General features: G+C 72.8%; 10 protein-coding genes and 1 pseudogene. 7 read left to right on the top strand and 4 right to left on the bottom strand.

The window, feature by feature from the left end; genetic code table 11:
- Positions 1 to 56 precede the first annotated feature (56 nt).
- The 6 genes and pseudogenes from ACIPUC_RS29385 to ACIPUC_RS29360 all read left to right on the top strand — a co-directional run bounded on the left by ACIPUC_RS29385 (position 57) and on the right by ACIPUC_RS29360 (position 7,842).
- A complete protein-coding gene (locus ACIPUC_RS29385; protein ID WP_446593418.1) occupies positions 57 to 878 on the top strand; it encodes a serine protease in 822 nt (273 codons plus the stop codon).
- 208 nt (positions 879 to 1,086) lie between these two features.
- A pseudogene (locus ACIPUC_RS29380) lies at positions 1,087 to 1,538 on the top strand (response regulator); the annotation flags it as partial.
- Positions 1,539 to 1,859: 321 nt separating this feature from the next.
- A complete protein-coding gene (locus ACIPUC_RS29375; protein ID WP_446593417.1) occupies positions 1,860 to 2,216 on the top strand; it encodes a chorismate mutase in 357 nt (118 codons plus the stop codon).
- A 93-nt stretch (positions 2,217 to 2,309) separates the two neighbouring features.
- On the top strand, positions 2,310 to 4,832 hold the full coding sequence (gene pepN / locus ACIPUC_RS29370) for an aminopeptidase N (protein WP_446593415.1): 2,523 nt from the start codon (positions 2,310 to 2,312) through the stop codon (positions 4,830 to 4,832).
- Positions 4,833 to 5,047: 215 nt separating this feature from the next.
- Entirely contained in the window at positions 5,048 to 6,436 is a 1,389-nt protein-coding gene (locus ACIPUC_RS29365; RefSeq protein ID WP_446593414.1) for a pyridoxal phosphate-dependent decarboxylase family protein, read from the top strand.
- Entirely contained in the window at positions 6,433 to 7,842 is a 1,410-nt protein-coding gene (locus tag ACIPUC_RS29360; RefSeq protein WP_446593413.1) for a lysine N(6)-hydroxylase/L-ornithine N(5)-oxygenase family protein, read from the top strand. The genes ACIPUC_RS29365 and ACIPUC_RS29360 overlap by 4 nt, the downstream gene beginning before the upstream one ends.
- A gap of 39 nt (positions 7,843 to 7,881) precedes the next feature.
- Here ACIPUC_RS29360 and ACIPUC_RS29355 read toward each other — a convergent pair whose 3' ends face one another.
- From ACIPUC_RS29355 to ACIPUC_RS29340, 4 genes are all read right to left on the bottom strand, one after another.
- Positions 7,882 to 8,226, bottom strand: coding sequence for a hypothetical protein (locus ACIPUC_RS29355; RefSeq protein ID WP_446593412.1), 345 nt, complete (start codon positions 8,224 to 8,226; stop codon positions 7,882 to 7,884).
- 207 nt (positions 8,227 to 8,433) lie between these two features.
- On the bottom strand, positions 8,434 to 9,570 hold the full coding sequence (locus ACIPUC_RS29350; protein ID WP_446593410.1) for an MFS transporter: 1,137 nt from the start codon (positions 9,568 to 9,570) through the stop codon (positions 8,434 to 8,436).
- A gap of 170 nt (positions 9,571 to 9,740) precedes the next feature.
- Positions 9,741 to 10,694, bottom strand: a complete 954-nt coding sequence (locus ACIPUC_RS29345) for an EamA family transporter (protein ID WP_446593408.1) — start codon at positions 10,692 to 10,694, stop codon at positions 9,741 to 9,743.
- Positions 10,695 to 10,747: 53 nt separating this feature from the next.
- Positions 10,748 to 11,389 carry a mycothiol-dependent nitroreductase Rv2466c family protein gene (locus ACIPUC_RS29340; protein ID WP_446593407.1) on the bottom strand — a complete coding sequence of 214 codons (642 nt, stop codon included), beginning with the start codon at positions 11,387 to 11,389 and terminating at the stop codon, positions 10,748 to 10,750.
- Between the two features lie 265 nt (positions 11,390 to 11,654).
- On the opposite strand from ACIPUC_RS29340, the gene ACIPUC_RS29335 reads away from it, so the two are divergent.
- Positions 11,655 to 12,530, top strand: a complete 876-nt coding sequence (locus ACIPUC_RS29335; protein WP_446593405.1) for a LysR family transcriptional regulator — start codon at positions 11,655 to 11,657, stop codon at positions 12,528 to 12,530.
- Positions 12,531 to 12,794: the final 264 nt, after the last annotated feature.

Raw genomic sequence — 12,794 nt, 5'->3', positions numbered from 1 at the left:
ACACGTTCTTGATGCCCGCCATACATCGGATGTGTCATGGACTCGTCATTCACCCAATGACGCGCACGGCCCAACCCCCCACGAAAGGCAGTGTGTTGACTGTGTCCACCCTCGTGCGGTTCCTCAAGCGCACCCTCGCCGTCGGCGCCGTCGCCCTCGCGGCCGTCAGCCTCCAGCCCAGCACCGCCAGCGCCGGCCCGGCCCCCGTCGTCGGCGGCACCCGCGCCGCCCAGGGCGAATTCCCCTTCATGGTCCGCCTCTCCATGGGCTGCGGCGGCGCCCTCTACACCCAGCAGATCGTCCTCACCGCCGCCCACTGCGTGAGCGGCTCCGGGAACAACACCTCCATCACCGCCACCGCCGGAGTCGTCGACCTGCGCAGCTCCAGCGCCATCAAGGTCAGGTCCACCAAGGTCCTCCAGGCCCCCGGCTACAACGGCACCGGCAAGGACTGGGCCCTGATCAAGCTCGCCCAGCCCATCAACCTGCCGACCCTCAAGATCGCCGAGACCAAGCAGTACGACAACGGCACCTTCACCGTCGCCGGCTGGGGCGCCACCCGCGAAGGCGGAAGCCAGCAGCGCTACCTCATGAAGGCCACCGTCCCCTTCGTCTCCGACGCCGCCTGCCAGGCCGCGTACGGCAGCTCCCTCGTCCCCGGCGAGGAGATCTGCGCCGGATTCCTCGACCAGGGCGGCGTCGACACCTGCCAGGGCGACTCCGGCGGCCCCATGTTCCGCCGCGACAGCGCCAACGCCTGGATCCAGGTCGGCATCGTCAGCTGGGGCGAGGGCTGCGCACGGCCGGACTACCCCGGCGTCTACACCGAGGTCTCCACCTTCGCCGCCGCGATCAAGAGCGCCGCGGCAAGCATGTAGCACCCCCGCCCGCACCCGCCCCACCCCCTCGTCCTTCCGGCCCGGTGGGAACCGGCCGGAAGGACGAGGCCCCGCGCCGCATACGTGCGTACCGTCGGCAGGAGTACCGCCCGACGGTACGTACGTATGCGGTTGCGGGCCCGCGCGCGCACCGGTCCCAGGGGAAGGAAGCCGAGCCGGCACCGGGCGACAGCGGGGCAGGCAGCGCATGGGCATCAGAGTGGTCATCGCGGACGACCAGACGGCCGCGGCCGAGCACCGGCCGGACGTCCTGCTCCGCGACATCCGGATGCCGAAGCTCGACGGCCTCGAAGCCACCCGCCGCCTCTCCGGCCGGGACATCCCGCGCATCGTCATCGTCACCACCTTCGACCTCGACGCATACGTCCACGCCGGGCTCCACGGCGGAGCGTCCGGCTTCCTCCTCAAAGACGCGAGCCCGGCCGTGCTGGTTGAAGCGGTACGCGCCGCGGCCGTCGGCGACTCGCTCGTCTCGCCCGCCATCACCGTGCGGCTGCTGCGCGACATGGCCCCGCGGAACCCGGCCGTCCAGGCCCGCCGCCGGATCGGGAACGGGACGTCGTACGGTGCCTCGCGCGCGGGCTCACCAACGCCGAGATCGCCGCCGAGCCCTACGCCTCCCTGTCCACGGTCAAGACCGCTTCGGCCGGGCCACGTGCGGGCGGGCCGCCGTTCCCGGGGCTCTGCCCCGGGCTCCGCGCCTCAAACGCCGGAGGGGCTGGGTCGAGCCCCTGCGGCCCAGGGAGCCCCCCGGTGAGCCCCCTGGCGGGATGGGCCCGGCGCCACCCCCACACCGCCGACGCCGTTCGCCTCGGCCGTCCGGCCCACCCCCGAAGGCGGCCGGCTCGTCACCGCGATCCTGCCCCTGTGACCAGCACTCGACCGGCAGGCGGCCGGTTCCCGTCTCACTGATCGGCTGTCCGGGGAACCACCCGCCCCCGCCACGTATTCTCGGTGACCATGAACAACATCGACGAGATCGACAACGGGTTCGGCGGCGGGAACGGCAACGGCATCGATGACGACGTCGCCGCCGAACTCGCCCGCCTGCGCGACAGCATCGACAACATCGACGCGGCCGTGGTCCACATGCTCGCCGAGCGGTTCAAGTGCACGCAGCAGGTCGGCCACCTCAAGGCCAGGCACCAGCTCCCCCCGGCCGACCCGGGCCGCGAGGCCAGCCAGATCGCCCGGCTGCGCCAGCTCGCCGAGAACGCCAAGCTCGATCCCGCCTTCGCCGAGAAGCTCCTCAACTTCATCATCGCCGAGGTGATCCGCCACCACGAGACGATCGCGGCGGGCGAAGACCAGGCCTGAGCCCGGTCCCCGAAGACCCGGTCCCCGAAGACCGCTCGGCCAGGCGGCGAAGCGCACTGGGGCCCGGCCGGACCGTGCGGCAGCATGGGCCCCATGTCCGCACTGACGCGCAAAGAAGCGCAGCTCCGAGCCCAGCTCCTCGACGTCCACCACTACGCCGTCGCCCTCGACCTCACCGTCGGCGACGCGGCCTTCGGCTCCACCACCGTCATCCGGTTCACCGCCCGCACCGCCGGAGACACCTTCCTGGAGCTGAAACCGGACGAACTGCGCTCCGCCACGCTCGACGGCCACCCCCTCGACCCGGCCACCCTCGAGGACAACCGCCTCCCGCTCACCGGCCTCGCCGAAGGCCCCCACGAGCTGCGCCTGGACACCCGCATGCGCTACTCCCGCACCGGCGAGGGCCTGCACCGCTTCACCGACCCCGCGGACGGGGAGGCGTACGTCTACAGCCAGATGTTCATGGACGACGTCCAGCGCGTCCTGCCGGCCTTCGACCAGCCCGACCTCAAGGCCGTCTTCGAGTTCACCGTCACCGCCCCCGCACACTGGACCGTCCTCGCCAACGGCATCACCACCCGCACCGGGGTCCGCGAGGCGGACGGCGCCGGCATCTGGGCCTCCGCCCCCACGCCCCCCATCTCCACCTACCTCGCCGCCGTCGCCGCAGGCCCCTGGCACAGCGTCACCACCGAGCACGCCGGACTGCCCTTCGCCATCCACTGCCGCCAGTCCCTCGCCCCCCACATGGACGCCGACGCCGACGAGATCCTCTCCCTCACCACGGACTGCTTCGACCGGTACCAGGAGAAGTTCACCGAGCCCTACCCGTTCGACTCCTACGACCAGGCCTTCGTACCGGAGTTCAACGCCGGAGCCATGGAGAACCCCGGCCTCGTCACCTTCCGCGACGAGTTCATCTACCGCTCCGCCGTCACCGACACCGAACGCCAGACCCGTGCCATGGTCATCGCCCACGAGATGGCCCACATGTGGTTCGGCGACCTCGTCACCCTCGCCTGGTTCGACGACATCTGGCTCAACGAGTCCTTCGCCGAATACATGGGCTACCAGACCCTCACCGAAGCCACCCGCTTCACCGACACCTGGACCGAGTTCGGCGTCACCCGCAAGGCCTGGGGCTACGACGCCGACCAGCGCCCCTCCACCCACCCCGTCGCCCCCGACCCCGACGACGTCCCCGACACCGCCTCCGCCCTCCTCAACTTCGACGGGATCTCCTACGCCAAGGGCGCCTCCGCCCTGCGCCAACTCGTCGCCTGGCTCGGCGAGAAGGACTTCCTCGCCGGCATCAACACCCACTTCGCCCGCCACAAGTTCGCCAACGCCTCCCTCGCCGACTTCGTCGACTCGCTCGCCGCCCACACCGAACGCGACGTCCACGCCTGGGCCCGGGTCTGGCTGCGCACCACCGGCATCGACACCCTCACCCCGCAGATCGAGGCGAGCCCCGACGGCGCCGAAGGCGCCGGCGGCTGGACCCTCACCGTCGACCGCAAGGGCAGCCGACCCCACCGCATCGCGGCCGGCGTCTACCACCGCGACCCCGCCGGCGGCCGCACCCTGGAACGCACCGACTTCCTCCACCTCGACGTGCCCTCCGACGAGGTCCTCTCCGTCGGCGGGCCCCGCCCGGCCCTCCTCGTCCTCAACGACGGCGACCTCTCCTACGCCAAGATCCGCCTCGACGAGACCTCCGTCGAAACCGTCCTGCGCGGCCTCTCCGGCATCCCCGACGCCCTCACCCGCACCGTCGTGTGGAACTCCCTGCGCGACATGGTCCGCGACGGCGAACTCGACCCCGGCGACTACCTGGCCACCGCCGAAGCGCACCTGCCGGCGGAACGCGACCTTGCCATCGTCCAGGGCGTCCTCACCTTCGCCCGCACCCAGGTCGCCACCCGCTACGTCGCCCCCGAACGGCGGACCGCCGCCCTCGCCACCGTCACCGCCATCGCGCGCGACCTGCTGCGGCGCACCGAGGACGGCTCCGACCCCGGCCTGCGGCTGACCGCCGTACGGACCCTCATCGACAGCGCCACCCAGCCCGACACCCCCGCCGCCTGGCTCGCCGCCGACGCCGTCCCCGGCGGCCCCGCCCTCGACCCGGAGCTGCGCTGGCGCATCCTGTCCCGCCTCGCCGTCCTCGGCGCCGTCGAAGAGAGCGACATCGACGCAGCCCTCGCCGCCGACCCCAGTGCCACCGGCCAGGAGGGCGCGGCCCGCTGCCGCGCCGCGCTCCCCACGGCGCAGGCCAAGGCCGCCGCCTGGGACCGGCTCTTCCACGACGACACCCTCTCCAACTACCTGTTCAGCGCCACCGCCCAGGGCTTCTGGCAGCCCGAACAGGCCGACCTCGTACGGGAGTACGTGCCCCGCTTCTACCCGGATGCCGTCGCCCTCGCCGCCCGCCGCGGCCCGGCCATCGGCGAGGCCGCCGGCCGCTGGGCCTTCCCGGTGTACGCCGTGGACGAGGCCCACCTCCAGGCCGGCCACGCCTGCCTCGCCGACCCGGACGTCCTCCCGCTCCTGCGCCGCAAGCTGGTCGACCAACTCGACGACCTGGCCCGCGCCTTGCGGGTCCGCGGCTAGCCTCCGGCGGGGCGGGGCGGGGCGGGGCGGGGCGGGGCGGGCGGGGTCGGGGGTCGGGGTCCGGGGCGGAGTTCCGTCACGTCGGGCCGAGGCCCCGCCAGGGAACCAGCCGGGAATCGATCCCGGACAAACCCCGGCGGTTACCCCATTCGGGTCGGATCGTTGTACCGGCAGGGTGCCCCGCCCCGCACCCCTCCCAGCCCCGGAGGCCCCCGATGACCGCGCCGCCCGGCACACTGCCCCCGCTCGCCGGCGGAGCCCACGGCGCCGAAGCCATGCGGCCCCTCCTCGACACGGTCCTCGACGCCCTGCGCACCGGAGCCGAGGAGCGCGGCGGGCCGCTTCCGGCCGGCGGGCCGGAACCGCTCGCGGCCCGCGTCCGGGCCGCGCTGGGCGACGTACTCCCCACGAAGGGAACCGGGGACCACGAAGCGCTCCGGACCCTCGTGCACACCCTCGCCGCCGGCGCCGCCGACCCCGCCGACCCGCTCTGCGCGGCCCACCTGCACTGCCCGCCCCTCGCCGCCGCGGCCGCCGCCGACCTCGCCGCCAGTGCCCTCAACCCGTCCCTGGACTCCTGGGACCAGGCCCCCGCCGCCTCCGCCATCGAGGCCCTCGTCACCCGTGCGCTCGCCGCCGAGTTCTACGACACCCCGCACGCGGACGCCCTCGTCACCACCGGCGGCACCGAAGCGAACCAACTCGCCCTGCTCCTGGCCCGCGAACGCCACGGCCCCCGCCTCACCGTCCTGCACGGCGCCAACGCCCACCACTCCATCCCCCGGGCCGCCTGGCTCCTCGGCCTCCGCCCGGCCACCGCCCTCCCCACCCCCGCCGGCACCCTCGACCCCGCCGACCTCGCCCAGGCCCTCGCCGCCACCCCCGGCCCCGTCCTCGTCACCGCCACCGCCGGCACCACCGACGCCGGGCTCATCGACCCCCTCCACCGCATCGCCGACCTCTGCGACCGCTACCGCGCCGACCTCCACATCGACGCCGCCTACGGGGGACTCCTCACCCTCAGCCCCCGACACCGCCACAAGGTCGCCGGCCTCGAAAGGGCCGCATCCCTCACCGTCGACCTGCACAAACTCGGCTGGCAGCCGGTCGCCGCCGGGCTCCTCGCCGTCCCCGACACCGCCCTCCTGGCCCCCCTCGCCCACCAGGCCGACTACCTCAACGCCACCGACGACACCGAAGCCGGACTGCCCGACCTCCTCGGCCGCTCCCTGCGCACCACCCGCCGACCCGACGCCCTCAAGATCGCCACGACCCTGCGCTCACTCGGCCGCGACGGCCTCACCCGCCTCATCGACCACACCTGCGCACTCGCCCAGCACCTCGCCGAACGCCTCGACGTCCACCCCGGCTTCGTCCTCCACGCACCCCCCACCCTCACCACCGTGCTCTTCCGGCCCACCCACGCCGATGACACCCAGGTCGCCACCCTGCGCCGCGCCCTCCTGCACGAAGGCCGCGCCGTCCTCGGCCGCACCCGCGCCGACGGCCGCCTCTGGCTCAAAGCCACCCTGCTGAACCCGCACACCACCGCGGCAGACCTGGACAACCTCATCGCCCTCCTGGAAGGCAGCACCCACCGATGACCGCCCAGCTCGATGCACCCCACGACCTCGTCGGAATCGGCATCGGCCCCTTCAACCTGTCCCTCGCGGCCCTCGCCCACGGCCTGCCGCACCAAGGAGCAGGCGAACTCGCCACCGCCTTCTACGACCAGCGCCGCGACTTCCGCTGGCACCCCGGACTCCTCCTCGACGGGGCCACCCTCCAAGTCCCCTTCCTCGCCGACCTGGTCACCCTCGCCGACCCGGCCAGCCCCTGGAGCTTCCTCAACTACCTCAAGCACAAGGAACGGCTGTTCCCCTTCTACTTCGCCGAGCGGTTCCACATCCAGCGCGCCGAATACGACGCCTATTGCCGCTGGGTCGCCGGCCGCGTCCCCGGACTCCACTTCGGCCACCAGGTCGACGCCGTCCGCTGGAACCCCGAACGCGACCTCTTCGAAGTCGACTTCACCCAACTCGACTCCGACGGCGAAGCCGAAGCCCTCGGCCGCACCTACACCCGCCACCTCGCCCTCGGCATCGGCACCGCCCCCTACGTCCCCGAACCCCTGCGGCCCCTCGCCGAAGCCCCCGCCGTCCCCGTCGTCCACTCAGCCGACTACCTCGACCACCGCGGGCGCATCCTCGCCGCCGAACACGTCACCGTCATCGGATCGGGCCAGTCCGGCGCCGAGGTCTTCCTCGACCTCCTGCGCGCCCGCCCCGCCGGCCGCGAACGCCTCACCTGGCTCGCCCGGACCCCCTCGTTCGCCCCCATGGAGTACTCCAAGCTCGGCCTCGAGCACTTCACCCCCGACTACACCCGCTACTTCCACGCCCTGCCCGAACCCGTGCGCGACAAGCTCGTCCCCGCCCAATGGCAGCTCCACAAGGGCATCGACGCCGACACCATCGCCGCCATCCACGACGAGCTCTACCGCCGCACCCTCAACGGCGGCTGGCCCGACGCCGTCCTCACCCCCGGGGTCAGCGTCCGCACCGCCGGCCGCGTCGCCACCACCAAGGTCGAACTCCACCTCGAACACCTCGACCAGGGCACCCGCTCCCGCCTCACCACCGACGCCGTCGTCCTCGCCACCGGCTACCGCGAACGGCCCCTCACCGGCCTCCTCGCAGGCCTCGACCCCTACCTGCGCAAGGACTCCTCCGGCCGCCCCCGCATCGACGACCGCTACCGGATGATCACCGACCCCGCCGTCACCGGCAGCATCTTCGTCCAGAACGGCGAACGCCACACCCACGGCGTCGGAGCCCCCGACCTCGGCCTCGCCGCCTGGCGCAGCGCCGCCATCCTCAACACCCTCACGGGCAAGAACCCCTACCCCCAGCCCGCCCGCACCGCCTTCACCACCTTCGGCCTCGAGCAGCGCGAGCACACCCGCCCCCACCCCGCGGGCGAGCTGCTCCCGCTGGTCGACCCGGCCTAGTGCGGGGACGCGGCCGGGGTGCGGCGCCGGGGCGACGGGTCACACGTGTGCGGTCAGGCGCTGCAGCAGGGCGTGGACCGTCGCCTCGTCCAGGACGGACGCCGTGCCGGGGACCAACTGGGCCAGCAGCGACGCGAAGCGGTTGTCCGGCTGCCGGAGGAAGGGCTCGCCGCCCTCCCACAACGCCGTACGGAGCCGTTCGGCCGTGAGCCGCCCGTCGCCCGCCGACGCGGTGGCGAGGAACCGGGCGAGGCGCCGGTCCAGGTGGGTCGGCGTCCAACGGCCCGCGGCCAGGTCGTCGGCCAGGTCCCGGGCCAGCCCGCCGACGGAGGCGGCGGTCTCGGTGAGGTCGGCGTGGGTGGTGCGGTCGGTGGGGGTCCTCATGGGAGGTGCCGTGGCCTTTCGTGAGCGCCGGGCCGCGGTAGCGGCACGGCGGACGGTGCGGAGCGGGAGTTCCCGCAGGGAGCGCGAAGTGGGCGCGTGCTCGGCCATCGCTGGCCGGAACACGCGCCCACGGCACCGGAGACGGTGCGGATCGTCACGGCGGGGGAGTGCGCGACGTCCGCTCCGTGCTTCGGTGGTCGGGAGGGGTCAGCTCGCCGGCGTGGTCCGGCGGCCGGTGGCGGCGCGCAGGATCACGGCGAGAGCCACCAGGACGATGCCGAACCAGACGACGCTCGAGACGCCCACGTGGTCGGCGAACAGGCCGCCGATGAGGGCGCCCAGGGCGATGCAGGTGTTGTAGGCCATCGTGTTGAGCGACATCGCGGCCTCGAAGGTGTCGGGGGCCGCCGAGAGCGTCATGTTGATCTGGCTGAGCTGGACGACGCCGAAGGCGAGGCCCCACAGGACCATGGCGGCGATCACACCGACGTCGTTCGTGCCGATGGTCAGCAGCATGACGAGTGCGGCGATCATGGCCAGGCCGCCCGCGATGAAGCTGCCCCGCAGGCTCTTGTTGACGGTCTGACCGCCGATGAAGTTGCCGACCGCGCCGCCGATGCCGAAGACGATGAGGACGACGGTGATGAAGCCGACGGTGGCGGACGTACTTTCCTCGAGGTACGGCCGGACGAACGTGTAGGCGCCGAAGTGGCCGAGGACGAAGAACACGACCATGACCAGGACGACGCGCAGCGACACGTTCTTGACGGGCAGTCCGAAGACCTCGCGGACCGAGACGGCGTTGGCCGACGGCAGCGAGGGGATCGTGAAGGCGACCGCGAGGAACACCAGAGCGCTGAGGCCGGCCCAGATCAGGAAGGTGGTGCGCCAGTCGCTGGCGCTCTCCAGCAGGGTGCCGAGCGGGATGCCGACGACGGTGGCGATCGAGATGCCGGACATCACGACGGCGGCGGCCCGGTTGGCGTGCTTCTCCGGGACGATGCGCATGGCCATGCTGACGCCGATGGCCCAGAAGACGCCGCTGGCGAAGCCCATGATCAGGCGGGTGCCCAGGATCAGCGGGTAGTTCGGGGCGATCGAGGTGATCAGGTTGCCGACGGCCAGCACGGCCAGCAGCGTGGTCAGCAGCCGGCGCCGGTTGACGCGCCGGGTCCACGCCACGATGAACGGCACGCCGAGGCCGGCCGCGACACCCTGTGCCGTGACCATGAGGCCGGCCGAGCCCACGGAGACGCCGAGGCTCTCGCTGAGCGGGGTGAGCAGGCCGATCGGCATCAGTTCGGTGGTGAGGAAGACGAACAGACTGGCGGTGATGGCAGCCACACCCAGCCATCCCCGGGTCGGGGACAGCTGCTTCTGTGGCGTGGCGGGGACGTTTGTCTCTTCTTGAATGGTCATGTCATCTCTCCGGATGTGGTCAGGCGTGGTACGCGAATGCCTCATGGCGCTGGTGTCCGACGAGGAGGTCATGGCGTGGGGAGGTGCGCCCGGCGTTATCCGCTGCGTTCCTGTTCAAGAGCGGTTTGGTCGGGGAGTTGCGGGACGGTCGTGCGGGGTGGAGCCGAGGGGATCTGCTCGGACTTCGGTTTGGGCGGGCGCGGCTGGCCGAGCACGACCGCCAGGAAGATGACGACCACTCCGACGATCTGGAGGAGCGACAGCGTCTCGTCCCTGAAGAAGTAGCCCAGCAGGGTCGCCACGACCGGGCTGCCCAGGGCGAGGAAGGAGACCGCCACGGCCGGCAGGCGTTCGATGCCCCGGAACCAGACCATGTAGCTCAGGACCGCGCCCAGGGTGATGAGGTAGGCGAACCCGATGACGTTGGAACCGGTGAGACCGTCGGGAAGGTCTTCCAGCGACAGCCAGAACGGCAGCAGGACCAGGCCGCCCGCCGTGAGTTGCCACCCGGTGAACGTGAGCAGGCCGACGCCCTCCGGCCGGCCCCACCGCTTGGTCAGCGTGATGCCCGAGGCCATGCACAGCGCTCCGCCGACCGCGGCGAGGACTCCGACGGTGTCGAGGGACGCCGTGCCCCTGAAGACGAGCAGCACCACGCCCCCCGTACCCATGACGCAGGCCAGGGCGTGGATGGCTCTGATCCGCTCACTGAGGAAGAGGGCGGCGAGGACCACGACGAACATCGGCTGGGCCGACATGATCATGGCGGCGATGCCGCCCGGCAGCCGGTAAGCCGCCACGAAGAGCAGGAAGTTGAAGGCGCCGATGTTCAGAACGCCCAGCACCAGCGCGCGCCACCACCAGACGCCGACCGGAAGCTTCCGGCCGAGGGCCAGCAGGATCAGGCCGCCGGGCAGGGCCCGCATGGTGGTCGCCAGCAGCGGCCGGTCCGGTGGCAGCAGCTCGGTGGTCACCAGGTAGGTGCTGCCCCAGACCGCCGGAGCCAGGCCGGTCAGGGCTGCCGTGAGTACGTTCTGTCTGCTCTTCATCTTGCCTCAATCCCGCGGGAATCACCGTGGCTCCCGACGTCCGTCCGGCCAGCTCAGTCGAAGATCGGGTCGCGGTCGCGGCCGCGCTTCAGCTCGAAGAAGCCGTCGGTGCCCGCCACGGCCAGCACGCCGTCCCAGAGCGTTCCGGCGGCCTCGCCACGGGGGGCGGGGGTGAGCACGGGGCCGAAGAACGCCAGCGGCTTCCCGTCCGGGCCGGGCACGTGGATCACGGGGGTGCCGACCTCGGAACCGACCGGGTCCATCCCCTCGTGGTGCTCGGCCCGCAGCGGCTCGTCCCAGGAGGAGTCGTCCGCGGCCTCGATCAGGTCGGCGGGCAGATCCGCCTCCTGCAGCGCGGCGCGGATCATGTCGTGGCCGAGCCCGGCCTTCTCGAGGTGGATCAGACGGCCCATGGCGTTGTAGAGGGGGCGCAGCACCTTGTCGCCGTGCCGCTGCTGCGCGGCGATGCACACCCGCACGCAGGCCCAGCCGTCGATCATGCCCTGGCGGTACTTCTCCGGGACCTCGCGGCCCTCGTTGAGGACCGACAGGCTCATGATGTGGAATCGGGTTTCCAGCGGCCGGACCTGCTCCACCTCCAGCATCCAGCGTGAGGTGATCCACGCCCAGGGGCAGCGGGGGTCCACCCAGATGTCGGCGATGGTCGCCTCGGAACGCGATGGCGTGGTGCTCATGGCGGTCGCTCGTCCTTTCGGTGTCGCGGGCACGAGGGCGCGCGCAGGCATGCCTCGGCGGTGTGCGCCCAGGTGCGGGAGGGAGGGAAGAGGCAGCGGAGACGCGGCTCGCGGGCATGCCGGAGGGCCCCGATCGAGGGCCCGCCCGGGGGAGTCGGCCCGAGGACGTTCCTGCCGTGTGCGGTCTCCACCAGTGTCGGGCCCGGGGTATCGATGAGTCCAACACATGCTTGTCACGCGATGGATCACGTATCACGATGGATCCATGGAGCTCCAGCAGATGCGGTACGTGATCGCCGTGGCCGAGACGAACAGCTTCACGAGGGCCGCCCAACGCTGCCTGGTGGTCCAGTCCGCGCTGAGCCACCAGATCGCGCGCCTGGAGAAGGAGCTGGGTGCGAGGCTCTTCGAACGCACCAGCCGCCGGGTCCGGTTGACCTCGGCGGGCGCGGCCTTCCTGCCCGCCGCCCGCCAGTGCCTGGACGCGGCGGAGCGGGCCGCCGCCGAAGTCGCGGCGGCCGTGGGGGAGGTGCGCGGACGCCTCGCGGTGGGGCTGATCCCCACCGTCGCCGCCGTGGACATTCCCGCCGTCCTCAGGGACTTCCACCAGCGCCACCCGAAGGCCCGGATCAGCCTCAGCGTGGGAGCGAGCGACGAGCTCGTCGAACGGGTCAAGGAGGGCGAGATCGAGGTGGCCTTCCTCGGCATCCCCGTCACGGCCCGCCCCCGGGGCGTCAACGCCCGGGAGCTGGCCCGGGAGAGGCTGGTCGCCGTGGTCTCCCCGGACCACCCGCTCGCCGGCGAGACCTCGGTCGACCTCCGCCGGCTGTCCTCGGAGGTGTTCGTCGACCTCCCGGCGAAGACCGCCGGCCGGGCCCAGTCCGATCTGGCGTTCACCGCCGCCGGCCTCACCCGCGAGGTCGCCTTCGAGGTGACCAACGCGGACTACCTGGCCCGCCTGGTCGGCGCGGGCCTGGGCGTGGCCCTGCTCCCGCCCGCGTACGTCGCGGGTCTGACCGGGATGGCCACGATCGAGGTGACGGACGCACCGGCCCGCGCCGAGTACGTGATCTGGGGCGGGGAGAGCCGCACCCCGGCCGCCGCGGCATTCCTGGAGCTGCTGGGCATCGAGGACGAGTGAACGCGGGCGCGCGCAAGAGCCGGGGGGGGGGGGCCCCCCCCCCGGGGGGGGGGGGGGGCCCCCCGCGGGGGCGCCGGGGGGGGGGGGGGGGGGGGGCGGCGGGGGCGGGGGGGGGGGGGGGGGCGCCCCCCCCCCCGGCCACGCGGAGAACCTCCGCGGCCCGCTGGGCGGCGGCCCGCGCGTGCGGGCCGGGGTCGGCGGCGCCGGCCATCGACGCCAACCGGTCCGGATCGGCCAGCAGCGGGCCGATGAGCGCGGCGAGCC

Source organism: Streptomyces sp. LARHCF249 (assembly GCF_052871255.1).
This window is presented reverse-complemented; position numbering and strand designations above follow the sequence as displayed.